Genomic DNA, 26,671 nt, shown 5'->3' with positions numbered 1-26,671 from the left:
CTCCGGGAGATGGGGGAGAGGTTGTGGTGGATGTTGCTCCCAGGAGTACATCACTCACGCGGTTCGTGAAGCGTCCCTCTTTGGTTGCAGCGGGCCGGGCGCGGCACGATGGAGCATGACGCTCCTCGAACTGCCCGTGCGGCCCCTGGCCCCCCTGCTGGAGATGCACCTGGGCGCGGGCATCCGCGCGGCGCAGCGGCTGCATGGCGGGGACATCAGCGACACCTTCCGGCTGGACACCACGCGCGGCCCCTTCGTGCTGAAGACCTCGCGGCAGAACGCGGACTGCCGCCTGCCGGACGGGTTCTACGCCGCCGAGGCGCACGGCCTGAGCCTGCTGCGTTCCGCGCCGCTGGTCACCCCGGAAATCATCGCGCATGGCAGCGGTCCCGCCGGGCAACCGTACCTGCTGCTGTCCTGGCTGCCGCCCGGCGACGACACGCCCGCCACGCAGGACGCCCTGGGGCGGGGACTGGCGGCGCTGCACGCCCGTCCTGTGCCGGGGTTCGGGGGCCTGCCGGACAATTATTTCGCGTCCCTGCCGCAGCGCAACCCGCCCGCGGCGAGTGCCGCCGGGTTCTTCTGGGCGGCGCGGCTGGAACCGCTCCTGACCCGTGAGCGGCGGCACCTGACGCCCCGCGACCGCGCGGGCTTCGACACGCTGCGGGGGCGCCTGCCGGCCCTGATCCCGCCCGGGCCGCCCGCGCTGGTGCACGGGGACCTGTGGCACGGGAACGTGCGTTACACGCCGCGCGGCCCGGCCCTGATCGACCCGGCGGTGCGGTACAGCCACCGCGAGGTGGACGTGGCGGCCCTGCGGCTGTTCGGCGGGGTGCCGCGCCGGGTGTTCCAGGCGTACCACGAGGCGTTCCCGCTGGCGGACGGCTGGGAGGCCCGCGCGGCGCTGTGGAACCTGTACCCGCTGCTGGCGCACCTGCTGATGTTCGGCGAGGGATACCTGGGCCGCACGCGGGAGGCGTTGCACGCGGCCCTCGACCTCCGTTAGGTGCGTATTGTAAACCGGTTGATTTATCAAAGCTGAGGGGTCACACTGAGACATGACCACCTCCGTCCTGCCCGCCAGCACCCACGTCGGCGCCGTCCACCTGAACGTCCGCGACCTGGACGGCACCGCCGCGTTCTACGCCACCCTCCTGGGCCTCAGCGCCACCACCCGGACCGACAGCGTCACCCTGGCCGCCCACGGCACGCCGCTCCTGCACCTGCACGCTGCGCCGGACCTGCCCCGCGCGCCCGTCAGCCGACCCGGCCTGTACCACACCGCCTTCCTGCTCCCCACCCGCGCCGACCTCGGCCGCTGGCTGGCGCACGCCGCGCGGCTGGGCCACCGCATCGGCAGCGGCGACCACCTCGTCAGCGAGGCCTTCTACCTGAACGACCCCGAAGGGAACGGCATCGAGGTCTACGCCGACCGCCCCCGCGACACCTGGACATGGCGCGGCGGGCAGGTGCAGATGGACACGAAAGCCGTGGACGCGGCCGCCGTCCTCGGGGCCGCCGGGATCGACCCCGATGGCCTGGACGGTGCGTCGCCCTTCACCGCGCCGCCCTACACTGCGCCGCAGGGCACGACCGTCGGGCACGTCCACCTGAAGGTCGGCAGCGCCGGGGAGGCCGCCCGCTGGTACGCGCACACCCTGGGCCTGGACATCGTCGCGGACCTGGGCAGCGCCGCGTTCCTCTCGTGGGGCGGCTACCACCACCACGTCGGCCTGAACGAATGGCACAGCGCCGGGCAGCCCGCCCCCACCGCGCCGGCCGCCGGACTGGCCGGCGTGACCTTCCACACCCCCGACCTGGGCGCCCTGCGCGCCCACCTCGCGGGCCGCTCGGACGTGCAGGACGCGGGCGACCACCTGACCCTGCGTGACCCCTGGGGCAACCGCGTGACCGTCACCCGGCACTGAACGGGTACGCTGTGGCATGCGCGCCCCCCTCCGAACGCTGCTCCTGGCCCTGCTGACCGGCGCGCAGGCCGCCGCGCCCGCCGGACTGCACCCGGTCCTCGCCACGCTGCCCGGCCGCACCGGCACGTACCTGCTGGGCGGCTGGCAGGACGGACAGTGGCTGACCGGTGCCCAGACCCGGACCCGCCTGAACGGAGGGGAGACGTACACCCGCCTCATCCCCGGCGCGGCCCCCACCCGCGTGCAGGGAGGCCGACCCGCCTCGCTGGGCCAGCCGTGCGAGGACACCTTCGGAGTGAAGGTCACGCCCGAGCGCGAGGGGCTGGCCATCCTGACCTCGGCCCGGCTGAACGCCCAGCCGCGCCCCGTCACCGCGCTGCCCACCCGCAACGCCCCCTACGAGGCCGCCGTGCGGGACGAACTGAAGCGGCTGGGCCTGCCGAATCCACAGGTGAACCTCACCCGATTGATCCGCGCCGACCTGGACGGCAACGGCACGCAGGAAGTCATCATCGAGGCCCGCCGCTTCCAGAACGGCCGGGACGACTTCCCACCGCCCGTCGGGCAGCCCGGCGACTACAGCCTCCTGCTGCTGCGCGCCGTGGTGGGCGGGAAGGTCGTGACCACCGTGCTCGGCGAACACATCGCGCCCCAGACCCCCTGGGACCCCGGCAGCAGCGACCCCATGCCCATGGCGACCCTCCACCGGCTGGCGGGCCTGGCCGACCTGAACGGCGACGGCCGCATGGAACTCATCCAGTACGGCGCGTACTACGAGGGCTCGGGCTTCAGCGTGCAGCAATGGACGCCCGCCGGGCTGAAGGGCACACCGCTGGAAAGTGGCTGCGGCGTCTGAACCTGACCCGGACAGACGCTACACTCGCGCCTGATGAGCGACACGCCCGCCCGCACCCTCGTCGGCCCCGCCGAAGCCCTGCCCGACGGTCAACAGACTGCCGTGGACGTTGGTGGGACCAGCGTGGTCGTCGTGAACTTCGAGGGGCAGTTCTACGCCCTGCGCAACAACTGCACCCACAAGGACTTCCCGCTGCTGGGCGGGGACGTCAGCATGGGCCGCATCACCTGCGAGAAGCACGGCGCCAAGTTCGAACTCGCCACCGGGAAGGCCAGGACGCTGCCCGCCGTGAAACCCGTCAAGCTCTACCGCACGCAGGTCGAGGATGGCCAGCTGTACGTCTCCGAGCTGTAATACGGACTGCCGTTTGTTTCGCCGACAATCCGGAACTTCACCGGATTGCCAGCTCCACGTCCGGAACCGGCTTCTCTCCTTCTCTGCGGAGCAGCTCTCCGAGTCGCATCCGCTCGGATTGAACGGCTTTGTAAGCCATTCAATCGGAGTCCGTATCACCACACATCAGGAGGGGGACGCCGTGACCGTCACGGCGTCCCCTTTGCCTGTTCAGCTCAGAAGCCGCGTTCCGTGTCGCCGTGCACCTGATGCTCCAGTTCGCTCGGCTCACCCTCGGGCAGGTCGCCCGGGCGCTGGCTGACATGCGGCGGCCCCTGCTCACTGGGCGGCGTGTAGCCGGGATTGGGATCCACGGCCGCCTGACGCGACTCCAGCGCCGTCACCGTGGACGCCGTGATCCCCACCCCCGCCGTCGGAACGATGGTGTCGAGATGCTCGCCGCCCAGCCCGGCCACCGTCTGCGCCCCGGCAAACTCGGCGTCCTGCGGCGTGTGCTCCATGGACTGCGGGTCCCGCGTGGCGAGGTGATCGAACGCCCCCGTCACCTCCCTCGCGCTGGGCGGCGCGACCGGCTCGTACCGGCCGTGGTCGGCACTGCCCACGCGGTCCCCGGCGGGCGTGGTGGTGTACGCGCCCTGATGATCGTCCTTCGGGTCGGGCGTGTCGAAACCGGTCTTCGCGCCTTGCTCGCCCGTCACCGGAGCGTTCCCACTACGTTCGTTGTCCATACCTGCCAGTCTGCGCCGTCCCGGTCCGCCCGCGCATTCCGGCTTTCTTCAGGCACCCGAACGGAACTGTTCAGGAACACTCACGCCGGCAGCGGGTCCTCCAGCGAATCGGCCAGCGCCGCGTGCCCCTCCTCACGCGCGAAGTCCGCCGCGCGGCGACCGTCCGCCGTCCGGACCTCCGCGTCCGCGCCCCGCTGCCGCAGGAACAGCACCAGTCCCGCGTCGCCGTTCTGCGCGGCCGCCATCAGCGGCGTGAACCCGCCCTGCTGCGTGGCGTTCACGTCCGCGCCCGCCATGACCAGCGCCCGCGCCAGCGCCCCGTGCCCGCCCGCCACCGCCGAATGCAGCGGCTGCACCCCCATCGCGTTGCGGCTGACCGCGTTCACGTCCGCGCCGCGCGACAGCAGCACCTCCGCGACCCCCGCGTGCCCGAAGAACGCCGCGAGGCCCAGCGGACTGAACCCGTCCCCACTCACGCCATGCACCAGCGCCGGGTCGGCGTCCAGTTCGCGCGTCAGGGCCGCCTCGTCCCCCAGCGCGGCTGCCTCGAACACATCCAGCGGCGCGCCCAGCTCCACCAGCACGCGCGCCATGTCCGCCCGGCCGTAGTACACCGCGAACAGCACCGGACTCACGCCCATCGGACTGGGCAGGCCCAGCAGCCCCGCGTCCCCGTCCACCAGGGCGCGCAGCAGCGCCTCGTCCCGCGTCTTGATCGCCAGGAAGAACGCCGCCTCGCGGTCCCCCACTGTTGCTCCGTCAGTCATGCGCCCAGGGTAGAGGCTCGGGCACTCAGCGTGTGGCCCTCGCCGTAATGCGGGGCGCACAACTCCACGGTCAGGGGCGCATCCGGGGCGGGCCAGCGCACCTCCCAGCGGGCGCCATCCTCGATCAGCAGCAGCGTCAGGGCCAGCGTCCCGTCCGCCTGCCAGCCCGCCCGGACGGTCAGGGCGACGGTGGTGCCCCAGGTGTCCAGCGTCTGCTCCTCCCAGGCGTTCAGGGTGAAGCGGACCGTGTTCGGCGTCCGCCCGTCGAGGACCAGCGTGCCGCGTTCACCCGTGACAGTCAGGGTCGCGGCCTCCAAACCCTCGTCGTTCGGGTCGAAGGTGAAGTGCGCCTGCACGTCCCGCAGCGGGGGCGGATCAAGGAGCTCCGGGACGGGCAGTGTGAGGGTTTCACAACGCACCCGCAGCGCCTCTGTGTCCGCACCGGGCGGCAGGGGAGAGGACTGCGCCGCGCCCAGCAGGGACGCCCAGGTGTGATCCAGCACGCGCTGCATGTCGCCCACGCCCGCCGTGACGGCCAGCACCATGTCCTGCTCCGGCATCACCACGCAGAACTGCCCGAACGCCCCGTCCGCGCGGTACGCGCCGTGACGGCAGCGCCACAGCTGGTACCCGTACCCCTGCGCCCAGTCGCTGATCTCATCGCCGGGGTTCGTGCCGGGCGGGACGTGCGCCGTACCCATCGCGTCCACCCACGCCGGAGCCAGCAGCGTTCGCCCCTGCCACACTCCCCGGTTCAGCAGCAGCTGCCCGAACCTCGCCACGTCCCCCGTCCGCAGGTGCAGGCCCCACCCGCCCAGGTTCACGCCCCCCGCGTTGCTCACCCAGCGCGCCCCCCGAAACCCCAGCGGCTCCAGCAGGCGCGGCGTCAGGTAGTCCAGCAGCGTCTCCCCGGTCGCGCGCTGCACCAGCGCCGACAGCAGGAACGACGCGCCACTGTTGTACACGAAGTGCGTGCCCGGCCTGAACGCCACCGGCTGCGCCAGGAACGCCGCCGCCCAATCCCCGTCCCCCGCTGCCACCAGCGCGTCCGTCACGTCCGCCGCGTGTCCCGTGCGCATGGTCAGCAGGTCCTCGACCCGCATGGCCCGCAGGTGCTCACCTACCACCGGCGGCAGGGCGTCCGGGAAGAGGTCCACCACCCGGTCCTCCACGCTCAGGCGACCCTCCTGCACCAGCAGCCCCACACCCGCCGCCGCGAACGCCTTGCTCATCGAGTACACGTGATGCACCCGCCCCGGCCCGTACGGGAACCAGTGCCCCCCGGCTACCACCCGACCCGAGCGCCGCAACGTGAACCCATGCAGCTCCAGCCCGTCCGCCGCCAGGGCGTCCAGCCACGCCAGCACCGCCCCGGACGGCAGACCCAGCGACTCCGGCGACACCTGAATCATAGAAAGAGGCACGCCTCACGCTACGGGACGTGCCACTGCGGCGGCATCCGCCAGTTGGCGCACCTACCGGTGAATTTCCGTACTGGGCACGCGGCGGCCTGCTCATCGTTGCCCTGCGCCCGTCCACACCCGCAGCCTCTCGATCCCGCTGTTCATGCCAGGATGCCGCATGCACTCCCCAATTCGGCTCCTGAACGAGGCCGGTGTGACCTTTCATGCCCCGGCGACGGCATCGGAGATCAGCGCAGCGGAAATCCAGATCGGACAGCCGTTACCGGACGACCTCAGGAACCTCTACCTCGACCACAACGGCGAAGAGGGGAGTGAGGAGCCGGTGCTCATGGCGCGGCTGCAATCCCTGGAGGAACTGATCGAGGCCTGCCGGGTGTCGGACGAGTTCTGGGAAGACGAGTGTCCGTTCTTCCGTCACCGGTTCCTGCCGGTGTGGGCGGATGGCGGGGGGAATTACTTCGTCGTTTTCGTCCAGGGCGAGGAACGAGGACTGATCGGGCGAATCAACCACGACTGGCCGTATTTCATCGAACCTCACTACCGAGATGCGAACGGGCTGTACGCGGCTCTGCTGGACGCGTATCGCCGTGACGACTTCGACCTGATGCGGGATTACACGGGCGATTCCGGCATGGGACAACAGGAGAGGCAGGTGTTCGACGCGCACCTCGCCACGTACAACCCTGCCCTGGACGCGCCGATCAGGGAGTACCACGGGGCGTTCCTCCTGACCCTGTGCCCCCTGGGCCGTGAGCAGGAGCTGCTGCCCCTCCTCCGTGATGATGGCCTGGCAGTGTTCACCAGTCGCCTTCTGGTTCGCCGGAAGTGTCACTGGGCATTGCCAGCCCTGACTGACGCCGCGCGGGAGCATGCCCCGAATAGCTCCATCGTGTTCAATCTACTGAACGCCATCACCGACCTGGACGCCCCGAACACCGGCGAGGCGCTGGTGAAGCTGGCGCGCGACTTCCCCGTCACCTTGAGCGTGCACTATTTGATTGAGGCGCTACAACGCCATGGCTTCAGGGTGGAGCGTCCGCAGAATGCACAGCAGGCCCGGATCAGGGTCGAGACGGAACCGGACGGTTGGCTGGTTCTGGCGTGGGCAGACAGTTGATGGACGTGGGGTCTGCGCAGGGACGCTAAGCGGTATGTGAAAGACACGCCCCCACTTCTGGGGACGTGCCTCTGCAGCGGAATCCGCCAGTTGGCGTGGCGTTACGCCCGCGCGCGCACCACGACGGCGATGCCCATGCCGCCGCCGATGCACAGGCTGGCGACGCCGGTTTCCTTGCCCAGGCGGCGCAGCTGGTGGATCAGCGTGACGAGCACGCGCGCCCCGGAAGCGCCGATGGGGTGCCCGAGGGCGACGGCGCCGCCCGTGACGTTCACGCGGGCGGGGTCGGCGTTCAGGTCGCGCATGACGGCGAGGGACTGCGCGGCGAAGGCCTCGTTCAGTTCGAACAGGTCCACGTCGGCGACGCTCATTCCGGCGCGGGTCAGGGCGACGGGGACGGCCTTGGCGGGGCCGATGCCCATGATGGCGGGGTCCACGCCGATGGCGGCGTAACTGGCGATCTCGGCCAGGATGGGAAGGCCGTGCGTCTGCGCGTACTCCTCGCTGGCGACCAGCAGCATGGCGGCGCCGTCGTTGATGCCGCTGGCGTTCCCGGCGGTGACGGTCCCGTCCTTCTTGAAGGCGGGTTTCAGTTTGGCGAGGGCCTCGGCGGTGGTGGCGCGCGGGTACTCGTCGGCGCTGAAGGTCGTGGGGCCTTTGCGGCCGGGCACCTCCACGCTGACGAGCTCCTCCGCGAAGAAGTTGCCCTCCAGTGCGGCGGCGGCGCGGGTCTGGCTCTCCAGCGCGAAGGCGTCCTGTTCCTCGCGGGTCAGGTTCCACGCCTCTGCGATGTTCTCGGCGGTGATGCCCATGTGGTAGTTCCCAAACACGTCGGTCAGGCCGTCCGAGAGGATGGAGTCCAGCGCCTGCGCGTGCCCCAGCCGGTACCCCTCACGGGCGCGGGGGAGGAGGTACGGGGCGCGGCTCATGCTCTCGGTGCCGCCCGCGAGGTACAGCCTCCCGTCCCCGGCGCGGATGCCCTGCGCGGCGCTGATGACCGCCTGGAGGCCGCTGCCGCACACGCGGTTCACGGTGAGACCCGGCACGTCATTGGGGAGGCCCGCGCCGATGCCGACCTGACGGCCCACGTTCATGCCGCTCCCGGCCTGCAGGACGTTCCCCACGATCACGTCCGCGACATCCGCGCCGCTGACGCCGTCCAGCACGGCCTTCGCTGCCGTGACGCCCAGGTCGGCCGCCGAGACGTCCTTCAGGCTGCCCATGAAGCTTCCGATCGGCGTGCGCTTCGCCGCCACGATCACCAGTTTGTTCATGGGCCGAGTCTAACGGGCGTTAGGTGTCCGGGCCGGTCACCGGACCGGGAACGGCCCGGTAACGCACCCGTAATGCCCGGCGTGCACGCTCGGGGAGTCGCGGCCCTGGCTGTCCGGGAGCCGCCGGGAGGTCCCTATGAGCACTGCCCTGAGCACGCCGGTTTCCGCCCCGAACGACCCGTCCGCCCCGCGTGAGCACCGCCTGTCACACCTGCTGTTCGCGGACACGCGCCTCGCGCCGCTGTGGGCCGCGCTGCGGGTCTACGTGGGTTACGAGTGGCTCAGCGCCGGCTGGCACAAGCTGACGGGGGGCGGCTGGGTCGGCGCGGACGCCGGGGGGGCCGTCAGCGGTTTCCTGAAGGGCGCGCTGACCCGGACGGGTGGGGATCACCCGGACGTGACCGGCTGGTACGCGTGGTTCATCGGTCAGGTGGCCCTGCCGAACGCGGCGCTGTTCTCGCACCTCGTGACGTTCGGGGAGCTGGCGGTCGGCGTGGCGCTGATCCTGGGACTGTTCACGGGCGTCGCCGCGTTCCTGGGCGGGTTCCTGAACGCGAACTTCCTGCTGGCGGGCACGGTGAGCGCCAACCCGGTGCTGTTCATCCTGGCGACGTGGCTGGTGCTGGGCTGGCGCGTGGCCGGCTGGCTGGGCCTGGACCGCTGGGTGCTGCCGCGCCTGGGCCAGCGGTCCGGCCCGGACGCCCGCGGGCGGGGCGTGGTCCGGCCGCCGCCCGCTCCGCTGTGAACTGCCCCCCGGCCCGGACCCGCCGGGATCCCCCGCGCGGTTCAGGGCCGGCGGGTGCGTCCGGCCCGCCAGACGGCCCACATCAGCAGCGGTTGCAGCGGCAGGCGCGCCCAGAGGGCCCAGCCGGGCAGCCCGAACTGCTGCGGGTGCTGCGCCATGTTCACGTTCGCGGGGAAGACCGCCAGCAGCAGGGCCAGCAGGGCCCAGCGGGCGGCGGGCCGGGTGGCGGGATGCAGCAGGCCCAGGCCGCCCAGCAGTTCGGCCGCGCCGCTGAGCAGCGTGGCGGTGCGGGCCGGCAGCGGCACCCACGCCGGCACGATCTGATCGAACACGCGCGGCGTGACGAAGTGAAACGCGCCCGCCGTGACGAACAGCGCCGTCAACAGCAGGACGCCGGGGGTGGGCCTGCGGGATTCCATGCACGCAGCGTCGCGCATGCAGGCGCAAAAGAAAAGGAGCCCGCAGGCTCGCTGGCCGCGTGGCTCCTGCCGGGTCCGGTTCAGCCGTGATCGGCGGGCACGTTGCGTGCCTCGTCCCGGTCCCGGCGTTCCTTGTCGCTCAGGCCGTCGTCGGTGTTGCGGGGGGCCTGGGCCTCGCGGTCGTTCGCGCTTTTCAGGGACGGCTGGTGGCCGTCCGCGATGTCATGCACTTCCTTGCTGTTGCGGTCGAACTGCTCGGGCTGGCTGGTGTGGCCGCTGTTCTTGTCGTCTTTGTCGGGCATGTCCTTACCCTGACAGGTCCGGTTCCGGGCTTCCTGCGGACGCCGTGAACGGCGCTTGATCTCTGAAGTGACGCTCAAGACCACGTGCCCGCCTCAGGGGGGCGCGGCGGAACGTACACCCGCACCCACGGGTGCGTGCCGTCCGGGTCGGTCCAGGTGGCGCGCGTGCATCCGGCCAGCGTCCACCCGGCGCGTTCGTACAGCCGCACGGCGGGCAGGCTGCGCCCGTTCACCTGGAGGACTGCCCGCGCGCCCCGCGCCTGCGCCCGCTGCAGCGCGTGGTCCAGCAGGGCGCGTGCCAGTCCGCGCCCCTGTGCGTCCGGATGCACGAACAGCCGCTTGACTTCCAGCAGTGGCGCCGGCCCGGTCAGCGGGGCCGCCCAGGCCGGCGCGGGTTCCGGCAGCGGGGTCAGCACCACCTGCCCCGCCACCTGACCCCCGTGTACGGCCACCCACGCCTCGCCGCGTGCGGTCACGAAGGCCGCCGGGTCGTCCGGCCACACGGAAGGGTAGCCGCGCTGTTCGTGCACGGCGCGCAGCGTCGCCGTGAGGGCCGGCAGGTCGCGGGGGTGGCGCCGACGGATCAGCGGTCGCAACGGGGTCATGCCGGTCAGTGTAGGGGCCGCGTGGCAGGCGCTACCCTGCGCCACATGAGGGCCGCAGTGATCAGTGATGTCCACGGAAACGCCTTTGCGCTGGAAGCCGTCCTGCGTGAGGTGCGCCGCCACTCGCCGGACCTGATCGTGAACCTGGGGGATCAGGTAGAGGGGAGCGCCGACCCGGCCCGCGCCCTGATGCTGCAGGCGGAACTCGCCGCGGCCGGGACGCTGGAGGTGCGCGGCAACAACGAGGAGAAACTCTGGCCGGGGGGCCGCCGCTCGCCGCTCTCCATGTCGTACGGGGCGTGGCTCGCGGCGAACACCGACCCGGCGCTGCTGGCGCGCGTGGCTGCCCTGCCGCTGACCGCGCGGTCCGGGGACCTGCTGGCCTTTCACGGCACGCCGCAAAGCGCGTGGGACAGCCTGCTGTGGGAGTGGGACGCAGGCGGGTACTACCGCGCCCGTGACCCCAGAAGTCTGCGCGCCCAGGTGGAACCCCTGAACGCCGCGGTGGTCGTGTGCGGGCACACCCACCGGCCCGGCGTGACCCGCGTGGGCGACACGCTGGTCGTGAACGCCGGGGCGGTCAGCGATCAGGTGGACGGCGATCCGCGTGCCCGCTGGACGCAACTGGACCGCGTGAACGGTCACTGGGCCGTCACCTTTCACGCCGTGCCGTACGACATAGACGCGGCGGTCACCTGGGCGGCCACGCACACGCCCTTCGGGGACGGGGAGGCCAGCATCCTGAGGACCGGCACCATGGACGCGCGCGGGGACGGCGTGTGGGAAGGCCCGCCGTCCTGACGGTGTACGCTGCGCGCATGTTGAGATGGATGTTCACTGCCGCGCTCGTCCTCGGCGCGGGCGCGCAGGCCGCCGGGTGCGGCGGCACCGAGGGGCAACCCGACTGGGCGCGCGCCGGGACGTTCCGGGGGACCCTCGGCACGCTGCCGGTCGCGCTGAGCCTCGATCCCCGCGGTGAATCCCGGTACTTCTACGAGGGCCGCAGCCTCGACCTGTTCCTGGAGGTGCGCCGCAGCGGGAACGCGCTGGTGCTGGAAGAAAGCGTCCGCCGTGACCATGGTGACCGCGTGCTGACCGGCTGTTTCACCCTGATGCCCACTTCCGGCGGCCTGAAGGGAACGTGGCAGGCGCCCGGCGCGGCCAGGGCGCTGGAGGTGAACCTGACACCGCTGGACGCGGCGCGCCTGCCGCTGCGCCTGCCCCTCTCGCCGGGCCTGGGTGCGCTGCGCCGCGACGACCCGCTGGCGTTCCTGAAACTGAACCGCCCCTGGGTCACACTCCCCGGGGGGCGCGCGGTGCGCGAGCCGCTGTCCGGCGTGACGTACCCGCGCGTGCCCGGCGCGAGCGGCGCGCTGAATGCCGCGCTGCAGGACCGCCAGTTGCGCCACGCGGCGGACGCCCTGGACTGCCGGGCCATGCTGCCCGAATCCGCCCAGAAGGACCCGCAGGGGGGCTACAACCTGAGTGCCGGGATCACGCTGTCGAACGCCCGTCTGCTCAGCCTGCGCGACGACGTGGACTACTACTGCGGCGGCGCGCACCCCTCGTACTGGACCGAGGGCGTCATCCTGGACCGTGTCACGGGCCGCGCCGTCCCGCTGACCACCCTGTTCCCGAAACTGGGCGCGGCGCGGCAGAAGACGCTGTACCTGTCGGCGGTGAAGGCGAAGGTGGACCCGGAGTGCCTGAACGTCCTGCGGGACAGTGCCGGGGACTTCACCGCGCACCTGAGCGCCGCCGGGGTGAACCTGACCCCCAGCGACCTGCCGCACGTCGTGGGCGTGTGCGCCGAGACCGTCACGCTGCCGTACGCCACCCTGCGCGGCGACGCGAACCTGAACAGTCCGCTCGTGAAGACGCTGTACCCGAAATGAGCTGAACAGGAAAAGCGCCCCCGCCGAGCCACTGGCGGGGGCGCTTTGCGGGTTGAGCGGTCAGTCGCGGCTGCCGCCGATCCCGAACAGACGCAGGATGAACAGGAACATGTTGATGAAATCCAGGTACAGCGCCAGCGCGCCGTTGATGGAGGCCCGCTCGGCCATCTCGCCCTGCACGCCGCTCAGGGCGAGGTTGCGCAGCATCTGGGTGTCGTAGGCGGTCAGGCCCGCGAACAGCAGCACGCCCACGACGCTGATGCCCAGCGTCAGGGCGCTGCTGGCGACGAACAGGTTCACGATCATCGCGACGAACAGGCCGATCACCGCGAACATGAAGAAGCGGCCCATGGCGCTCAGGTCACGCTTGATCACGAAGCCGGCCACGCTCATCAGGCCGAAGGTGCCGGCGGTCGTCGCGAACGCGGCGGTCACGGCACTCATGTCGTAGGCCAGCAGGATCGAGGAGAAGGTCAGGCCGGTCAGGGCAGCGTACACGATGAACAGCACCCCGGCCAGGGCGCTCGGCAGGCGCTGCGCACCGAGGCTCAGGACGAACACCAGGGCCAGCTGCGCGAGGATCAGCGGCATGCGCAGGTTCAGGACCTGCAGGGCGAGGACTTCGTTGCTGGCGGTCAGCCACGCCACGCCGGCCGTGAGGGCCAGACCGGCGGCCATCCACGAGTACGTGCGGGCCATGAACGTCCGGACGATGTCCGTGGTTCTCGACTGGGTGGGAGTGAAGGTCTGCATACACCAAGGATACGCGCCCGGCCTGACGGGAGTTCCCGCCGCGCCGGGCGCGCCCTTGAGCGAGCCTTGAGGCGCCGCTACTGGCGGACCAGCAGGGCCAGCGGGAAGTTCTCCAGCACCTTCGCCAGGGGCGTGCGGGCCGCGCGGACGCGCAGCGTCTCGCCGGTCAGGGCGTTCGTGTACGTTCCGGCCGGCAGGGTGATCTGCCGGTTCCCCCACGCCTCGGCGGTCGCCCAGGGCCGCTGCTCGCGCGTGAGGGTCAGGGTCAGGCGCGGCGCGACCGTCACCGCCAGCTGCCCGGCGTGTTCGCGCCGGAACGCCACGATGTGCCGCCCGGCGTCCACGCCCTGGTACGTGCCGTGCCGGAACAGGTCCGGGTGTTCGGCGCGGGCCTTCAGGGCGGCCCAGGTGACCAGCACCTTCACGCTGCCGTCCCCGAAGGTATCCAGCAGCCGCCCGGCCAGCGCGGTGCCTGCCCCGCGTTCCAGGCGGCCCAGCGTGCGGTTCAGCGCGCCGTAATCCACGGGGCGGCGGTTGTCGGGGTCCACGAGGCTCTGGTTCCAGCCCTCGCTGCCCTGGTAGGTGTCGGGCACGCCGGGCGCGCTCAGGCGCACCAGCGCGGCGCTCAGGCCGTTCTGCGCGCCGTACGGACTGATCCGGCCGTGCAGTTCCCGCAGCGAGTCCATGAAGGCGTCGTTGCCCAGCAGGCCGCGCACCAGGGCGTCCAGCGCGGCCTCGTAGTCGCTGTCCGGCGCAGCCCAGCTGGTCCGGAGTTTCGCCTCGCGCGCCGCCTTGAGCATGTAGGCGCTCAGGCGGTCCGCGAAGTCCTCCGTGCGTCCGTCGAGCGGGTAGGCCCCCAGGGCGTTCTGCAGCAGCACGAAGGCGTCCAGGGTGGTGGGAGCGCGGCCCAGGTCCAGTTCGGTTTCCAGCGAGCGGATCAGCGGTGACCAGCGGCTCAGGTACGCCGCCCAGGTCTGCGGGATCTCCGACAGGACACTGATGCGCGCGCGGGTGTCCTCGCCGCGTTTGGTGTCGTGCGTGCTGCCGCCCAGCATCGCCTGCGGCCAGTGCGCCGCCCGCGCCGCGGCGGCCGCGTGGAAGGTCCGCAGCGGCGTCCCGAACAGCGCCGGGTCGCCCCCCACCTCGTTCAGGGACAGCAGCCGGGCGTAGCGGTAGAAGGCGGTGTCCTCGGCGCCCTTGGCGGTCACGGGGCCGGTCAGCTGCTGGAATTTCAGCGTGAAGTCCGCGTACGCGTCCCGCGTGCCCGCGTCCGGGGCGTTCAGGGTCAGGACCGCGTGCAGGTAATCGAACACGCTGGGGTCCAGCGGCGCCCCGGCGCGGCGGTTCTGGGTTTTCGCGTCGCGGATGGCGTGCGCGATCTTCGCGTCGTCACCGGGTTCCCGCGCGCCGTCCGCGCGGATGTACGTGCGGTACACCGGGAACGACGCGATCACCTCGCGGATCGCGGCGCGCAGGGTACTCAGCGTGAAGTCCCGCGCCCGCAGGTCCGCCTCGGCCAGCCGCTCGAGGTGTTCGGCCAGGACGTTCACCTCGCCCGGCAGACTGACCCGCTGGATCAGGTGCTTGCCGCGGTACAGGTGCTCGCCGTACGAGGAGCGGTCCCCGGTGAAGCGGCGGTACACGGCGCTGATCTCCTCCTCGTTCGTGCCGTCCACGAACACGCCGTTCAGCTGCGCCAGGAAGTCGTACCCGGTCGTGCCGTGGATCGCCCAGGCGTCCGGGAGGACCTCGCCGGGTTCCAGGATCTTCTCGGCCACCACGTACAGCGGCAGCGGCCCGTCCCGCAGCGCCGAGACCGGGTCCAGGCCCAGCGCGTTCGCCGCGCCGGCCTGCAGGGCCTGGAAGTACCCGGCCGGGTCGAACAGGCCGTCCGTGTGGTCGAGGCGCACGCCCTGCACCAGCCCCTCACGCAGCAGTTCGAACAGCGTGGCGTGCGCCCAGGCGAACACGCGCGGGTCCTCCATGCGCAGCGCCGCGAGGTCGTTGATGTCGAAGAAGCGGCGGTAGTTGATCTCCTCGGCCGCGACCTTCCAGAAGGCCAGCCGGTAGTTCTGCTCGCTCACCAGCGCGTCCAGACGGGCGGGGTCGGCGTTCACGGCCTTCACGGTCGCGTCCAGCGCGGCGCGCACCGCGCCCGACGCCTCGGCCAGCGCCTGCACACGCCGGGTCATGACCTCGACCTCCTGCGCGCGGATCACGCGGTCCGTGTCGGTCAGGTCCGCGGACGTGCTGCGCGGCAGGTTGTCCACGCTGCGGCGGATGCTCGCCAGTTCCGCGCGGGTGGCGGTGTCCGTCCCGGACGCAAGGGCCTCCTGCACCCAGGCGAGGATGCGGGCGACGGACCGTGGGGACATCGGCAGCGCCCGCTCCCAGTAACGCAGGCTGAACACCCCGCCCTGGCGTTCCAGCTGCAGTTCGCCGCGTTCCAGCACCCGGCCGTACTGGTCGCCCAGCACCGGCAGCAGCACCCGGCCCTCCAGCGCGCGTTTCAGCGGGTGCCACGAGATGTCGAAGAAGTGCGCGAACCGGCTGGCCTGCCCGTGGCGCAGCACGTCCTCCCAGTAGGGGTTGTGCCCGCCCTGGATGCCCATGTGGTTCGGCACGAAATCCACGATCAGACCCAGGCCCAGTTCACGCGCCCGTGCGGACAGGCGGCGCAGTCCCGCCAGGCCGCCCAGTTCCGGGTTGACCTGCGCGTGGTCGGTCACGTCGTAGCCGTGGGTGCTGCCGGGCGTGCTGGTCCAGATGGGCGACAGGTACACGTCGGTCACGCCCAGCCGTTTCAGGTACGGCAGGGTGCGCCGCGCCGCCGCGAAATCGAAGTCGCGGTGCAGCTGCAGGCGGTACGTGGCGGCCGGCAGGTGCGGCGTGAAGCCGTCCGGGACGGCCCCGTTACTCACGGACGTGCCGCTCACGCCGGGTCTCCCAGCAGCAGCGCCTCGCCCGGTGCCAGCGGACGCGCGCTCAGCGGTGAGCCGTCCGGGTCCTCCGAGCGCAGCAGGACCGGCGCGCCGGACGGAACCGGCAGCGCGGCCAGGTCCTGCAGCGGCTGCGAACCCAGGTTCCACAGCAGCGTCCGTTCCCCCTGCGGGGTCCGCCACTGCACCCACAGCACCCGGCCGTCCCCGCTGCTGCCGGCCGACAGGAAGCGCCGGGACCGCTGGCACAGCACCGGGTCGTGCCGCCGCAGGTGCAGCAGGCGGCGGTACAGCGCCAGCGTGCGCGCGTGCTCGCCGCGTTCCAGTTCGGACCAGTCGAGTTTCGCGCTCAGGAACGTGGCCTCCGCCTGTGGGTCCGGGATGTTCGCGCCACTGAAACTGGAGAAGTACGCGAACTCCCGGCGGCGGCCCTCGCTGACCAGCGCTCCCAGCTCGCCGTGATGGTCGCTGAAGAACGGGAAGGGCGTCCCGGCCGCCCACTCCTGCCCCTGGAAGATCAGCGGCGTCATGGGCAGCGTCAGCAGCAGCGTGCCGGCCCCCCGGTACTCGGCGAGGGTCACGCCGTCCGTCTGGTGCAGCCGGTCCCCCAGTGCCCGGTTCCCGATCTGGTCGTGGTTCTGGATGCAGTACACGAAACTCGGGGCTTCCAGCGCGTCGGCCGGCCGTCCCCGGTGGTGTTCCTCGCCGGTCACGTCCCAGAACTGCCCCTCGTACTGCCAGCCGCGGTTGATGACCTGCGCCAGTTCGGCCGCGCCGCCCCGGAAGCCCCCGTAGTAGCCTTCCTGCTCGCCGGTCAGGGTCACGCGGACCTCGTGATGGAAGTCGTCCACCCAGATGCCGTCCAGGCCGTCGTCGGTCACCAGGGACGGTTCGTTGCGGTGATCCTCGGCCAGCAGGACGTGACGGCCCCCCAGCGCGTGAACCTCGCGCGCCAGTTCCCGCAGGATGTGCAGTTCGCTGTCGTCCTGCATGGCGGCCGTGGCGTCCAGCCGCAGGCCGTCGATGCGGTACTCCTGCAACCACAGCCGGGCGTTCCCGGTGATGTAGCGCCGCATGTGCTCCTCGGCGTAGTCCAGGCCCTGCCCCCACGCGGTGTGGAAGCGGTCCGTGAAGTACGACGGGCTGTACGACAGCAGGTAGTTCCCGTCCGGCCCGAAGTGGTTGTACACGACGTCCAGGAACACGGCCAGCCCCAGCCCGTGCGCGGCGTCCACGAAGGCCATCAGGTCCTCGGGCCGGCCGTACGGCGCGAACGGCGCGTACATCGCCACGCCGTCGTAGCCCCAGCCCCGCTGACCGGGAAAGGCGGCCAGCGGCATCAGCTGCACGGCCGTCACGCCCAGGTCCCGCAGGTACGGCAGCCGCTCCTGCGCGGCCCGCAGCGTGCCCGCTGGCGTGAAGGTACCCACGTGCAGCTCGTAGAACACGCACTCCGGCAACGGCAGGCCGTTCCAGTCGGTGTGCTGCCACTGGTACGTTCCCAGGTCCACGACCTCGGCCTCACCGTGCACGCCGTCCGGCAGGAACAGCGCGTAGGGGTCCGGGGTGGGTTGACCGTCCAGTTCGAACAGGTAGCGGCTGCCCGCCCCGACCGGCAGGACCAGCTCGAAGTACGCACCGGGAAGCGCTTCCATCGGGTGACGTTCGCCGTTCACCCGAACGGTCACCTGCTGCGCGCGGGTACTCCACACCCGGAAGCGGGTCTCCCGGCCGCCCGGCAGCAGGTGCGCTCCCAGCCTCGACCTCACCTGATCCTGCGGACTGTCCCGACGGGCCGCGTATTCCGAGTCACTCATGCTCTCACCCCTTGCAGGCCACCCGAAGCGGCGTGGCAGTGGCTTCAGGCTAGTGGCCCCCCACCCCCCCACCATGAGAACGCCCTCAACCTGCCCTCCATACCCGCCCCGTCGCACCCACCGCCACACCACAGGTCAGCGCGGCCGGAAGGGGAAGCCCCCTCCACGGCCGCGCCGGTCCACCTGCCGACTGGTTGTGCCGGTCAGCCCTGCGGGGTACCGCCACTGCCGTTGCCCCGCCGGCCCCGGCGGCGGCGGCGGCGTTTGGCATCGTCCGCGCTGCCGGCCGCGGCCGTCTCGGGCACCTGCGCCGTCACGGACTCCCGCTGGGTGTTCTGCGCGCCGCGCCCACCCTGCGGCCCCTGACGGCCGTTCACGCGCTGCACCGCGCCCCGGTCGCTGCCGCCACGCGTGAACCCGCGCCCACGCTCCGCGCCACGCTCGCCTCCGCGCTCACCGCGCCCCGGCGGGCGACCGCCACTGCGGCCACCCTGGCCGTCCTCGGGCGGCATGTTCTCCAGCGTCCAGTCCCCGAAGTACATCCGCTGCACCGTGATGTTCACCGGGCGCAGGTGCTCGTTGCGCGGACGCTCCAGCGTGATCACGCGCCGGGAACGCCCGCCCATGCTCACGCCGCCGAAGGTGCGGCCCGGCGCCCGCCCCTCCCGCGCACCCTCACGGCCGCGGCCACGGCCGCCCCGCTCCGGAGCGGGCGACAGCGCAGGCCGGTGCGAGGGATCGTCCAGCGTGAACTTCTTGGGTTCACTCACGGGCACGCTCTGCAGCTTCTCACGTTTTTCCTGCTCACGGTCTTCGCGGCGCCGGGCGCGCGGTTTAACGGGTGAATCCATATCGGTCTCCTGATGAATGTCGCCCGGTCGGTAGTCCGGGCTGGTCGGATCGGCCAGCGTGAAATCCGTCTGGCGGGCCAGCGGGTTCACGGTACTGATGGTCACGTGCACCGGGTCACCCAGGCGGTACGAGCGGCCCCGGCTGCGGCCCCGCAGCATCTGCGCGTCCTCGATGAACGCGTAGTAATCGTCGTCCAGGTTGCTGATGTGCAGTTTGCCTTCCACGCCGTTGTCCAGCGCCACGAACAGCCCGCTGGCCACCACGCCCGACACGTTCCCGGTGAAGCTCTCGCCCAGGTGCTCCTGGGCCCACTTCGCCTGGTAGTACTTCGTCAGATCACGCTCGGCCTCGCTGGCCGTGCGCTCACGGTCACTGGTGTGGTCCCCCATGGCCGGCAGGCGACCCTGCAGCTTGGCGACCTCGCGGTTCCCGGCTTTCAGTTCCCCGCTCAGCATGCCCTTGAGCACGCGGTGCACCAGCAGGTCCGGGTAGCGGCGGATGGGAGAGGTGAAGTGCAGGTACTCGTCGAACGCCAGCCCGAAGTGCCCCAGGTTCTCCCCGGCGTACTTCGCCTGCTGCATGCTTCGCAGCAGCAGCGTGTTCACCACGCTCTCGCGCGGCGTGCCCCGCACCTGCTTCAGGACCGCCTGGTACGCCTGCGGGGTCGGCTCCCCACCCGGGAACGAGAAGCCCAGCCGCCCGATGGCGTTCGTCACGTCCTGGAAGCGCTGCAGCGTCGGTTCCTCGTGAATGCGGAACAGTGCCGGAATCTCCCGTTGCAGCAGCTCGTGCGCCACGACCTTGTTCGCCAGCAGCATCAGGTCCTCGATCATGCCGCGCGCCGTCTCCTCGCGGATCGGGATGAGTTCCATGCGGCCGTCGGCACCCACGTCCACCTTCACCTCGCGCAGCTTGAAGTCCAGCGACCCCTCACGCAGACGCTTCTGGCGCAGCTTGGTCGTGATCTTCAGCAGCAGGTGCAGGTCCCCCTCGAGCTGACGGGCCTGCTCGGGCAGCGGGGCGGTCGCCTCGCTGTACGCCTGCACCTCGTCGTACGTCAGGCGGGCCTTGGAGTTGATCACGCTGGGCGCGATCTGCACCTTCAGGATCTCACCCTCGGCACTCAGTTCCACCATGGCCGTCATGGTCAGGCGGTCCTCGTACGGCACCAGCGAGCACACGCCGTTACTCAGGTGCTCGGGCAGCATCGGCAGCACCCGCCCCGGCAGGTACACGCTGGTCGCGCGGGCGTACGCCTCTTCGTCCAGCGGCGTGCCCTCGGTCACGTAGTGGCTCACGTCCGCGATGTGAATGCCGACCACGAACGTCCCCTCCGGGGTCGGCTGGATGTGGATCGCGTCGTCGAAATCCTTCGCGTCCCGGCCGTCCACCGTGAAGATGTTGAACTCCCGCAGGTCCAGGCGGCCCTTCAGGGCCTCCTCGGGAATCCGCGTGGGAATGGCGTTCGCCTGCTCCTCGACCTCGGGCGGGAACTCGCCGCGCAGCCCGAACTTCACGATCACCGCTTCCGTCTCGGTCACGGGATCGTCCTCGGCGCCCAGCACCCGCGTGACCTGCCCGAACACCTCGTCCTCGCCGGTGTTCTCCGGCCAGAACAGTTCCGTGACCACGCGCGCGCCCGCCTCCAGCTCGTCCAGACCGTCGGGCAGCACCAGGATGCGGTGCCGCGCCCGGTGATCGTCGGGTTTGAGGATCGGGTGCCCGTGATGGAATTCCAGGGTGCCCACCAGCTGCTTGTACGCGCGCTGCACGATCCGCACGACGCTGGCGCGCGGGTTCCCGTCGCCCTTCTGCCCACGGCGCGGCCCGCCGCCCCGGCCCGTGTCGCCGCGGCCCTCCATGCGGACCAGCACGATGTCGCCGTTCCAGGCTTCCATGGTCTGCTCGGCCGGGATGTAGAAGTCGTCGCCGCCGCTGTCGGGAATCACGAAGCCGAAGCCCGCCGCCGACGCCTGGAACCGCCCGCGCACCAGGCTCATCGCCTCGGGCAGACCGTACGTCTTCTTGCGCGTCCGGATGACCTGCCCCTGCTCGACCAGCGATTCGAGCAGGTCGGTCAGGTCCCGCCAGTTCCCCAGGCGTCGGATGGTCTGCCGCGTGAAGGTCCGCTCCAGGTCCTTGACGTGCACCGGGCGGCCCAGCTTGCGCAGCTGCGCGACCACGATGTCACGCGCCGGATTCGCCTCGAGCAGCGAGGTGTCCCCGTCGCCGTCCTGCGCCCCGCTGTCCAGCAGCCCGTCCTCCGGCAGCCCGTCGTCCGGCAGCGCCGTGTCCGGGTCGGCGCGGTCCACGTCACCGCTCTCGCCGCTCTGCTCCGCCTGGGGCGCGGGGGCCGCCGTGGCCGCGCGCGGCTTGCGGCCCCGACGCGCCGGTTTCTCGGCCGTCTCCACCGTCGCCGAGGCCGACGGAACGCCGGCGGCGTCCACCTCATCCACCTGCGCGGGAATGGCCTCCACGCCCGACAGCAGGTCCGGCAGCGTCTGATCCGCCGCCAGCGCCGGGCGGCGACCACGGCCGCCCCGCTTCTTCGGTACTTCCAGGATCAGCGGGCTGGACTGGGCTTCCAGTCCGGCATCCTGCTGATCTGCGGTCGCCTCCGCCCCTGCCGGAGAGGTCACGGGACGCCCGGCGTCCCCGCCGGGCGTTTCCGTGCGGGGCTTGCGGCCACGGCGAACCGGGCGTGCCGTCGCCTCGGCCGCGGCCGGCACCGCCGGGGCCTGCTTCCCGGTGCGGGCTGCGCGGCCGCGGCGGGCCGGGGCGTCCACGGCCGGCTGGTCATCCGCCGGCATGGCGGGCGCCGGCGCAGCGGCCTCCTGAACAGCGGCCACTTCGGGACTGGCCACTTCGGGACTGGCCACTTCGGGACTGGCCACTTCGGGAACGGCCGCTTCGGGAACCGAGACTCCGGGCGCGGCGGGGAACGCCGTTTCCGCGCGGGGTTTCCGGCCGCGGCGGGCCTTCACGGGCTGCCCGGCGGGGTCCGCGGCGGGGCTGGCCCCCTGCGCTTTCCCGGAGCGACCCGCCGCGGTCCGGCGACCCCGTCCGGCGTCCACGGCAGGCGCCGGCACCGGAGCGTCCGGAGCGGCGGCCGCGCCGTCGTTCAGACCCTCGGCGGGCGGCACGTCGGCGGTCAGGTCGGCAACCACGTCGGCCGGAACGCGCCGGCCACGCCCACGTTTCACCGGGCTGGCGGGCGCGTCCGTTCCGGGCGTGGCGGCCACCGGCGCGGCCGGGGGCGCGGCGTCAGCCAGGCCTTCGCGGCTGGCTGCCCGGGTGGTCCGGGCCGCCTTCCGCGGTTTCGCGCCGGGGGCGGCCGTCTCGGCCTGGACGGCAGCGGCCGGCGTGGCCGCCTCGGGGCCGGTGTCGGGCGTGCTGTCGGGGGTGGAGGCGGTCCGGCGGGCCGCCTTCCTGGGAGTGGCTGCCAACGCACCTGCCTCGGCGGGGCGGGCGGCGCTGCGGCTGCCGCGGCCCGCTCCGGCAGGCTTCCGGGCCGCGCCGGATGAACCGGGCGCGACCTGCGCGTCCGGCTGGCTGGTCGTGGAATTCGTGGCGTCCGCCACGGTCTGGGTCGCGGTCACGTCCGGCCGCTGTTTCTGCTTGCGCTGCGCTGTCTTGGTGGGCTCGGTGCCGGCACTGGGGGTGGCTGGCACCGCTTCCGTCTTCTTCATTTTCGGCATGTAACGTACCTGGTCAATCAGGACGCGCCCGTGGGGGTGAACTCGTTTGGGACGCGGTCAGTCTGCCTGCATCTGGCACGCGGAACACGCGCGCAACCCGCCCACGGGAACTGGTTTTCGCTTCCTCGGGTTGCGCCGTGAACCCACCGCCCGAACTGGCGAATGCCCTGAGCAGGCGTGATGGGGGCGCTGTCCTGAACCCGGCAGCACGGTCAGCATAACACGCGCTGGCCCGCGCTCACCTGACCGGGCCTTCACCTGCCGGCCCGCACCCAGCCGCTCAGCGGCGCGTGGTCGCTCAGGCGCGCGTCCCGGCCCACCCGCACGTCCTGCACGTCCACGCCCGAGGCCAGCAGGTAATCGATGCGCCACCCCACGTTGTTCGCGTAGGCGTTCGCGCGGTTACTCCACCAGGTGTACTCGGCCTGCTCGCCCAGGCAGGCGCGGTGCGTGTCGGTCAGGCCCGACGCGAGGTGGCGGGTCATCCACTCGCGCTCGTGCGGCAGGAACCCGCTGTTCTTCTGGTTGCCCCGCCAGTTCTTCAGGTCCACCTCGCGGTGCGCGACGTTGTAATCCCCGCCGATCACGACCGGCGTTCCCTCGGCCAGCAGCGCGTCCGTCCAGGCCTGAAAGTCACCCAGCACCCGGTCCTTGAACTCCTGACGCTCCGGGCCGCTGCTGCCGCTCGGCAGGTACACGCTCACGAAGCGCACCCCCCGCACCACGGCGCTGACCACACGCCCCTCGGCGTCCATCTCGGCGTGCGCCATGCCGGCCCGCACGTCCTCCAGCGGGTGCCGCGCCAGGACCGCCACGCCGCTGTACCCGGCCTTCCCCGCCGGGAACCACGCGCCCTGATACCCCAGGTGCGCCAGCGCGTCCGGCATGGGATCGGCCCGCACCTCCTGCAGCAGCAGCACGTCCGGCCGCTCACGCTCCGCCCAGTCCGCCAGCCCCTTGCGCAGCGCGCTGCGCAGCCCGTTCACGTTCAGGGTCGTGACCTTCAACCCGCCCGCCCGGCCCACTGCCACGTCCGTCATCACGCCATCCGTCATCGCGCCGGAGCATACCGCGCTCCACCCGCACGCGCCTCAAGGGACGCTCAGCGCCGTTCGTGTCCCCGCTCCGCGGCCAGTCTGTTACGCTACACGCACCATGGTCGAGATCAAGTTCCGCAACGAGGCAGACGGCAAGGAATTCGAGATGACCCACCCCAGGGCCGCCCGAGTCCTCACGGACATTCAGGTCTGGGCCCAGAAGAACGCCTTCGAGCATGTCTGCTTCTGGCGCGACCCCGAAGACGAACATAAATTCTGGGTGCAGCTCGGTGACGACCGCCTGAACTACTGGATTCACGACAGCACCTTCACCGAGGGCAAGCACGACACCGTCGAGATGCAGATGGACTACGCCCGCGGTGCCCAGCGCCGCAGCGCCGCCGGCTACGGCAAGTTCGACAAGTAATACGGACTCCGATTGAATGGGCTGCAAAGCCCGTTCAATCCGAGCGGAGCGAGACGGAATCCGCACGGGGGAGGCGGGGCGCGGGACGCGATCAGGGCGTCCTGCGCCCCGCCTCCCTTCAGCTGACCGGCACGGACCCCAGCGTCCGCGCCGCCGCGCGCAGCACCTCGGGCGGCTGCACCAGCGCGAAGCGCACGAAGCCCTCGCCACCCGCCCCGAAGGCCGCGCCGGGACTGACCGCCACGCCGGTCCGCTCGGCCGCCCGCACCGCGAACGCCACGCTGTCGCGCAGCCCCGGCACGCGCGCCCAGGCGTACATGCTCGCCTGCGGCGTCTCCACCTCCCAGCCCAGCGTCCGCAGCGCCGGCACCAGCGCGTCCCGCCGCGTCTCGAACACCGCCGCGCCCGCCCGCCCCACCGCGTCCGGCAGTAAGAGCGCGTACGCCGCCGCCCGCTGAATGCCCAGGTACGGGTGGAAATCCACGGCGCCCTTCACGCCGGCCAGCGCCGCGACCGCCCCGGCGTCCCCCGCGGCGAAACCCACCCGGAACCCGCCCATGTGGTGCGTCTTGCTCAGCGAGTGCAGCTCGATCACGCCGTCCAGCCCGGCCTCCAGCGCACTCGGCGCGCGGTACTCGCCGAAGGTCAGTTCCGCGTACGGGTGATCGTGAATCAGCAGCGTGCCCCGCGCCCGGCACCACGCGGCTGCCTTCCGGAAGAACGCCGCGTCCGCCACCGCCGACGTCGGATTGTTCGGGTAGTTCAGCAGCAGCGCCCGCGGCCGCACGCCCGGCGGCACGCTGTCCAGGTCCGGCAGGAACCCCCGCTCGGCGCGCAGGGGCAGCGTCACCACGTTCAGGCCCGCCACGGCCGCCGCCCCCAGGTACGGCGGGTAGCAGGGGTCCGGCAGCAGCAGCGTGTCGCCGGGGTCCGTCACGGCCAGCAGCAGGTGCGCCAGGCCCTCCTGCGCGCCGATCAGCGGCAGCACCTCTGTCTGCGCGTCCACCGTCACGCCGAACCGGCGGGCGAGGTAGGCGGCCGCCGCTTCCCGCAGCGGCGCCGTGTCGCTGAACAGCGGGTAGCGGTACGTGCCGGGATCCCGCGTCGCGCCGCGCAGCACCTCCAGCACCACGTCCGGCGGGGGCAGGTCACTGCTGCCGATACTCAGGTCCACCACTGCCAGCCCCGCCGCCCGCGCCCGCTCCTTCGCGGCGTCCATCAACGCGAACACGCTTCCCGGTACCGCCCCTGCACGCACTGACCGCCACATGCCTGCCAGCCTAGCGCGCCCGGCCGGAACGCGCGCACGGGGCGGGGGGGACCTTCCCTCTCCCAGGAAGATCCCCCCGCCCCGGCGTTCCCTGGCCGGGCGTTACTGGCTGGCGCCGAACACCGGAATGCTGACGGTCGTCAGCGCGCGGTCCCCCGACTTCACCGTGATCTGCGCCAGATCGTTCACGTTCACGCCCGTGTCGGCCCGCTCGACCGTCACGTACAGCAGCGCGTACTCTCCCTGACGGTCCACGCGGTCCAGCGTGATCGTCGTGCCGTCGCTCAGCCCCGCCGCGTCGATGCTCAGGTCAGAGGGCACGGTGTAGCCCAGGTCGGCCAGCGGCACCTCGATCGCCATCCAGCTCGACTCGGTGTACAGCCCCACGTACTGCTGCCCGTTCCCGTCGGTGGCGTACGCCGTGAACGGCGCGGCAAAGGCACTCCCGGCGGTGAAGGTCAGGGCGAGGGCAGCGGTCACGGTCATCAGGGTCTTTTTCATGGTCGTTCTCCTTAGGTGGCGGGTGCGCCTCGTGGCTGCCTCCCGTCTTGAGACAGAGAATGCGTCCGGGCCGTGCAGGGACCATGCAGGGAATGTGCAGATTTGTCGAAGGCCGCGCCGGGCGACGCGGCGCCCCCCGCGTTACCCTGAAGGCATGGCAGATTCCGGCCTTCAGGTTCTCACCGCCATGATCACCCCGGCCGTCCTGATCAGCGGGGCGGGCACGCTGCTCATGAGCACCAGCAGCCGCCTGGGCCGCGTGACCGACCGCGTCCGGCAACTCACGGCGCGCTTCAAGGAACTCGTGACCGAGGACGGCCGCCAGGAGGGCCTGGCCCGCGAGGAGAAACGCCTGATCGTGCAGCAACTCCCACGACTGGCGCGGCGCAGCCGCATCATCGTGCGGGCCATGACCTCGCTGTACCTCGCCGTGGCCCTGCTGGTCCTGACCAGCATCCTGATCGGCAGCAGCGCCCTGCTGAACCAGGCGGCCGGCCTGCTGCCCGTCATGATCGCCATTGCCGGGTCAGCCAGCCTCGCGTACGGCGCGCTGCTCCTGAGTTTCGAGACGCGCCTGAGCGCCAGCACCACCCGCGAGGAAATGAAATTCCTCGTTGCCCTCGGCGAACACTACGCCGGGCTGTACGACGAACGCCTCATGAAAGAGGTCGGCGAGAAACTCGACGTGTAATACGGACTGCCGTTTGTTTCGCCGACAATCCGGAACTTCACCGGATTGCCGACTCCACGTCCGGAACCCGTTTCTCTCCTGCTCGCATCCGCTCGGATTGAACGGGCGTTGCAGCCCATTCAATCGGAGTCGGTATAACGCGGACTCCGGTTGAAAGGGTAGTTGGCTGGAACTATGCCCGACACCACTGAAATGGGAGCGTCCGGGGCCTATCCCCGGACGTGTCAAAAGAGCTCCCACTCGAGAGTTTCGTCTGTCAGAACCCCGCCTGT

Annotated in this window: 24 protein-coding genes; 10 read left to right on the top strand and 14 right to left on the bottom strand. The window is 71.5% G+C overall.

The window, feature by feature from the left end:
- Positions 1 to 115 precede the first annotated feature (115 nt).
- From ABDZ66_RS11730 to ABDZ66_RS11715, 4 genes are read left to right on the top strand one after another with little or no spacing between them, the layout of a single operon-like run.
- Positions 116 to 1,006, top strand: coding sequence for a fructosamine kinase family protein (locus ABDZ66_RS11730; protein WP_343759072.1), 891 nt, complete (start codon positions 116 to 118; stop codon positions 1,004 to 1,006).
- Positions 1,007 to 1,058: 52 nt separating this feature from the next.
- Positions 1,059 to 1,928, top strand: a complete 870-nt coding sequence (locus ABDZ66_RS11725; RefSeq protein WP_343759068.1) for a VOC family protein — start codon at positions 1,059 to 1,061, stop codon at positions 1,926 to 1,928.
- Between the two features lie 16 nt (positions 1,929 to 1,944).
- The gene (locus tag ABDZ66_RS11720; RefSeq protein WP_343759065.1) at positions 1,945 to 2,784 is read left to right on the top strand and encodes a hypothetical protein; all 840 of its coding nucleotides are present in this window, start codon (positions 1,945 to 1,947) and stop codon (positions 2,782 to 2,784) included.
- Positions 2,785 to 2,817: 33 nt separating this feature from the next.
- Positions 2,818 to 3,138: a non-heme iron oxygenase ferredoxin subunit gene (locus ABDZ66_RS11715; RefSeq protein WP_343759061.1), complete on the top strand. Its 321-nt coding sequence runs from the start codon at positions 2,818 to 2,820 to the stop codon at positions 3,136 to 3,138.
- Between the two features lie 215 nt (positions 3,139 to 3,353).
- On the opposite strand, the gene ABDZ66_RS11710 is transcribed toward ABDZ66_RS11715, so the two are convergent.
- The 3 genes from ABDZ66_RS11710 to ABDZ66_RS11700 all read right to left on the bottom strand — a co-directional run bounded on the left by ABDZ66_RS11710 (position 3,354) and on the right by ABDZ66_RS11700 (position 6,045).
- Positions 3,354 to 3,866 carry a hypothetical protein gene (locus tag ABDZ66_RS11710; RefSeq protein ID WP_343759059.1) on the bottom strand — a complete coding sequence of 171 codons (513 nt, stop codon included), beginning with the start codon at positions 3,864 to 3,866 and terminating at the stop codon, positions 3,354 to 3,356.
- 80 nt (positions 3,867 to 3,946) lie between these two features.
- Positions 3,947 to 4,633, bottom strand: coding sequence for an ankyrin repeat domain-containing protein (locus ABDZ66_RS11705; protein ID WP_343759055.1), 687 nt, complete (start codon positions 4,631 to 4,633; stop codon positions 3,947 to 3,949).
- Positions 4,630 to 6,045: a serine hydrolase domain-containing protein gene (locus ABDZ66_RS11700; protein ID WP_343759053.1), complete on the bottom strand. Its 1,416-nt coding sequence runs from the start codon at positions 6,043 to 6,045 to the stop codon at positions 4,630 to 4,632. The genes ABDZ66_RS11705 and ABDZ66_RS11700 overlap by 4 nt, the downstream gene beginning before the upstream one ends.
- A gap of 205 nt (positions 6,046 to 6,250) precedes the next feature.
- On the opposite strand from ABDZ66_RS11700, the gene ABDZ66_RS11695 reads away from it, so the two are divergent.
- Positions 6,251 to 7,174 carry an SMI1/KNR4 family protein gene (locus ABDZ66_RS11695; RefSeq protein ID WP_343759051.1) on the top strand — a complete coding sequence of 308 codons (924 nt, stop codon included), beginning with the start codon at positions 6,251 to 6,253 and terminating at the stop codon, positions 7,172 to 7,174.
- 101 nt (positions 7,175 to 7,275) lie between these two features.
- On the opposite strand, the gene ABDZ66_RS11690 is transcribed toward ABDZ66_RS11695, so the two are convergent.
- Positions 7,276 to 8,448, bottom strand: coding sequence for an acetyl-CoA C-acetyltransferase (locus tag ABDZ66_RS11690; RefSeq protein ID WP_343759049.1), 1,173 nt, complete (start codon positions 8,446 to 8,448; stop codon positions 7,276 to 7,278).
- A 136-nt stretch (positions 8,449 to 8,584) separates the two neighbouring features.
- Between ABDZ66_RS11690 and ABDZ66_RS11685 the strand changes: the two genes are divergently transcribed.
- Positions 8,585 to 9,193: a DoxX family protein gene (locus tag ABDZ66_RS11685; RefSeq protein ID WP_343759047.1), complete on the top strand. Its 609-nt coding sequence runs from the start codon at positions 8,585 to 8,587 to the stop codon at positions 9,191 to 9,193.
- A 41-nt stretch (positions 9,194 to 9,234) separates the two neighbouring features.
- Here ABDZ66_RS11685 and ABDZ66_RS11680 read toward each other — a convergent pair whose 3' ends face one another.
- From ABDZ66_RS11680 to ABDZ66_RS11670, 3 genes are all read right to left on the bottom strand, one after another.
- Positions 9,235 to 9,612 (bottom strand): DoxX family protein, encoded by a 378-nt coding sequence (locus ABDZ66_RS11680; RefSeq protein WP_343759045.1) that lies wholly within the window; start codon positions 9,610 to 9,612, stop codon positions 9,235 to 9,237.
- 80 nt (positions 9,613 to 9,692) lie between these two features.
- Positions 9,693 to 9,914, bottom strand: coding sequence for a hypothetical protein (locus tag ABDZ66_RS11675; RefSeq protein WP_343759043.1), 222 nt, complete (start codon positions 9,912 to 9,914; stop codon positions 9,693 to 9,695).
- A 74-nt stretch (positions 9,915 to 9,988) separates the two neighbouring features.
- Positions 9,989 to 10,519 carry a GNAT family N-acetyltransferase gene (locus ABDZ66_RS11670; protein ID WP_343759041.1) on the bottom strand — a complete coding sequence of 177 codons (531 nt, stop codon included), beginning with the start codon at positions 10,517 to 10,519 and terminating at the stop codon, positions 9,989 to 9,991.
- A gap of 45 nt (positions 10,520 to 10,564) precedes the next feature.
- Here ABDZ66_RS11670 and ABDZ66_RS11665 point away from each other — a divergent pair, with 45 nt between their 5' ends.
- Complete coding sequence (locus ABDZ66_RS11665; protein WP_343759038.1) at positions 10,565 to 11,320, top strand: metallophosphoesterase family protein; 756 nt, start codon at positions 10,565 to 10,567, stop codon at positions 11,318 to 11,320.
- Between the two features lie 17 nt (positions 11,321 to 11,337).
- A complete protein-coding gene (locus ABDZ66_RS11660) occupies positions 11,338 to 12,414 on the top strand; it encodes a polysaccharide deacetylase family protein (protein WP_343759036.1) in 1,077 nt (358 codons plus the stop codon).
- 60 nt (positions 12,415 to 12,474) lie between these two features.
- On the opposite strand, the gene ABDZ66_RS11655 is transcribed toward ABDZ66_RS11660, so the two are convergent.
- The 5 genes from ABDZ66_RS11655 to ABDZ66_RS11635 form a co-directional block, all read right to left on the bottom strand.
- On the bottom strand, positions 12,475 to 13,167 hold the full coding sequence (locus ABDZ66_RS11655; protein ID WP_343759034.1) for a Bax inhibitor-1/YccA family protein: 693 nt from the start codon (positions 13,165 to 13,167) through the stop codon (positions 12,475 to 12,477).
- Positions 13,168 to 13,244: 77 nt separating this feature from the next.
- A complete protein-coding gene (gene treY / locus ABDZ66_RS11650) occupies positions 13,245 to 16,103 on the bottom strand; it encodes a malto-oligosyltrehalose synthase (protein ID WP_343759032.1) in 2,859 nt (952 codons plus the stop codon).
- Positions 16,100 to 17,923, bottom strand: coding sequence for a malto-oligosyltrehalose trehalohydrolase (treZ, locus tag ABDZ66_RS11645; protein WP_343759030.1), 1,824 nt, complete (start codon positions 17,921 to 17,923; stop codon positions 16,100 to 16,102). Before treZ ends, treY begins: the two co-directional genes overlap by 4 nt.
- A 203-nt stretch (positions 17,924 to 18,126) precedes the next feature.
- Positions 18,127 to 22,464, bottom strand: a complete 4,338-nt coding sequence (rnr, locus tag ABDZ66_RS11640) for a ribonuclease R (protein ID WP_343759028.1) — start codon at positions 22,462 to 22,464, stop codon at positions 18,127 to 18,129.
- Between the two features lie 263 nt (positions 22,465 to 22,727).
- Positions 22,728 to 23,528 carry an exodeoxyribonuclease III gene (locus ABDZ66_RS11635; protein ID WP_343759026.1) on the bottom strand — a complete coding sequence of 267 codons (801 nt, stop codon included), beginning with the start codon at positions 23,526 to 23,528 and terminating at the stop codon, positions 22,728 to 22,730.
- Between the two features lie 100 nt (positions 23,529 to 23,628).
- Between ABDZ66_RS11635 and ABDZ66_RS11630 the strand changes: the two genes are divergently transcribed.
- Entirely contained in the window at positions 23,629 to 23,937 is a 309-nt protein-coding gene (locus ABDZ66_RS11630; protein WP_343759023.1) for a hypothetical protein, read from the top strand.
- Positions 23,938 to 24,055: 118 nt separating this feature from the next.
- Here ABDZ66_RS11630 and ABDZ66_RS11625 read toward each other — a convergent pair whose 3' ends face one another.
- Both ABDZ66_RS11625 and ABDZ66_RS11620 read right to left on the bottom strand, forming a co-directional pair.
- A complete protein-coding gene (locus ABDZ66_RS11625; RefSeq protein WP_343759021.1) occupies positions 24,056 to 25,207 on the bottom strand; it encodes an aminotransferase class I/II-fold pyridoxal phosphate-dependent enzyme in 1,152 nt (383 codons plus the stop codon).
- Between the two features lie 102 nt (positions 25,208 to 25,309).
- A complete protein-coding gene (locus tag ABDZ66_RS11620) occupies positions 25,310 to 25,708 on the bottom strand; it encodes a hypothetical protein (RefSeq protein ID WP_343759019.1) in 399 nt (132 codons plus the stop codon).
- Between the two features lie 154 nt (positions 25,709 to 25,862).
- Here ABDZ66_RS11620 and ABDZ66_RS11615 point away from each other — a divergent pair, with 154 nt between their 5' ends.
- Positions 25,863 to 26,399, top strand: coding sequence for a DUF2721 domain-containing protein (locus ABDZ66_RS11615; RefSeq protein WP_343759017.1), 537 nt, complete (start codon positions 25,863 to 25,865; stop codon positions 26,397 to 26,399).
- Positions 26,400 to 26,671 lie beyond the last annotated feature (272 nt).

The organism is Deinococcus depolymerans (assembly GCF_039522025.1).
In the GTDB taxonomy this organism is placed as follows: domain Bacteria; phylum Deinococcota; class Deinococci; order Deinococcales; family Deinococcaceae; genus Deinococcus; species Deinococcus depolymerans.
Note: the sequence above shows the minus strand (reverse complement) of the source record. Positions and strands in the feature narration are given on the sequence as shown.

What these genes read in the sequence shown, in the direction of transcription:
- ABDZ66_RS11730 (WP_343759072.1), top strand. Translation starts at nt 116, where the DNA reads ATGACGCTCCTCGAACTGCCCGTGCGGCCCCTGGCCCCCCTGCTGGAG.
- ABDZ66_RS11725 (WP_343759068.1), top strand. Translation starts at nt 1,059, where the DNA reads ATGACCACCTCCGTCCTGCCCGCCAGCACCCACGTCGGCGCCGTCCAC.
- ABDZ66_RS11720 (WP_343759065.1), top strand. Translation starts at nt 1,945, where the DNA reads ATGCGCGCCCCCCTCCGAACGCTGCTCCTGGCCCTGCTGACCGGCGCG.
- ABDZ66_RS11715 (WP_343759061.1), top strand. Translation starts at nt 2,818, where the DNA reads ATGAGCGACACGCCCGCCCGCACCCTCGTCGGCCCCGCCGAAGCCCTG.
- ABDZ66_RS11710 (WP_343759059.1), bottom strand. Translation starts at nt 3,866, where the DNA reads ATGGACAACGAACGTAGTGGGAACGCTCCGGTGACGGGCGAGCAAGGC.
- ABDZ66_RS11705 (WP_343759055.1), bottom strand. Translation starts at nt 4,633, where the DNA reads ATGACTGACGGAGCAACAGTGGGGGACCGCGAGGCGGCGTTCTTCCTG.
- ABDZ66_RS11700 (WP_343759053.1), bottom strand. Translation starts at nt 6,045, where the DNA reads ATGATTCAGGTGTCGCCGGAGTCGCTGGGTCTGCCGTCCGGGGCGGTG.
- ABDZ66_RS11690 (WP_343759049.1), bottom strand. Translation starts at nt 8,448, where the DNA reads ATGAACAAACTGGTGATCGTGGCGGCGAAGCGCACGCCGATCGGAAGC.
- ABDZ66_RS11685 (WP_343759047.1), top strand. Translation starts at nt 8,585, where the DNA reads ATGAGCACTGCCCTGAGCACGCCGGTTTCCGCCCCGAACGACCCGTCC.
- ABDZ66_RS11680 (WP_343759045.1), bottom strand. Translation starts at nt 9,612, where the DNA reads ATGGAATCCCGCAGGCCCACCCCCGGCGTCCTGCTGTTGACGGCGCTG.
- ABDZ66_RS11675 (WP_343759043.1), bottom strand. Translation starts at nt 9,914, where the DNA reads ATGCCCGACAAAGACGACAAGAACAGCGGCCACACCAGCCAGCCCGAG.
- ABDZ66_RS11670 (WP_343759041.1), bottom strand. Translation starts at nt 10,519, where the DNA reads ATGACCCCGTTGCGACCGCTGATCCGTCGGCGCCACCCCCGCGACCTG.
- ABDZ66_RS11665 (WP_343759038.1), top strand. Translation starts at nt 10,565, where the DNA reads ATGAGGGCCGCAGTGATCAGTGATGTCCACGGAAACGCCTTTGCGCTG.
- ABDZ66_RS11660 (WP_343759036.1), top strand. Translation starts at nt 11,338, where the DNA reads ATGTTGAGATGGATGTTCACTGCCGCGCTCGTCCTCGGCGCGGGCGCG.
- ABDZ66_RS11655 (WP_343759034.1), bottom strand. Translation starts at nt 13,167, where the DNA reads ATGCAGACCTTCACTCCCACCCAGTCGAGAACCACGGACATCGTCCGG.
- treZ (WP_343759030.1), bottom strand. Translation starts at nt 17,923, where the DNA reads ATGAGTGACTCGGAATACGCGGCCCGTCGGGACAGTCCGCAGGATCAG.
- rnr (WP_343759028.1), bottom strand. Translation starts at nt 22,464, where the DNA reads ATGAAGAAGACGGAAGCGGTGCCAGCCACCCCCAGTGCCGGCACCGAG.
- ABDZ66_RS11635 (WP_343759026.1), bottom strand. Translation starts at nt 23,528, where the DNA reads ATGACGGATGGCGTGATGACGGACGTGGCAGTGGGCCGGGCGGGCGGG.
- ABDZ66_RS11630 (WP_343759023.1), top strand. Translation starts at nt 23,629, where the DNA reads ATGGTCGAGATCAAGTTCCGCAACGAGGCAGACGGCAAGGAATTCGAG.
- ABDZ66_RS11625 (WP_343759021.1), bottom strand. Translation starts at nt 25,207, where the DNA reads ATGTGGCGGTCAGTGCGTGCAGGGGCGGTACCGGGAAGCGTGTTCGCG.
- ABDZ66_RS11620 (WP_343759019.1), bottom strand. Translation starts at nt 25,708, where the DNA reads ATGAAAAAGACCCTGATGACCGTGACCGCTGCCCTCGCCCTGACCTTC.
- ABDZ66_RS11615 (WP_343759017.1), top strand. Translation starts at nt 25,863, where the DNA reads ATGGCAGATTCCGGCCTTCAGGTTCTCACCGCCATGATCACCCCGGCC.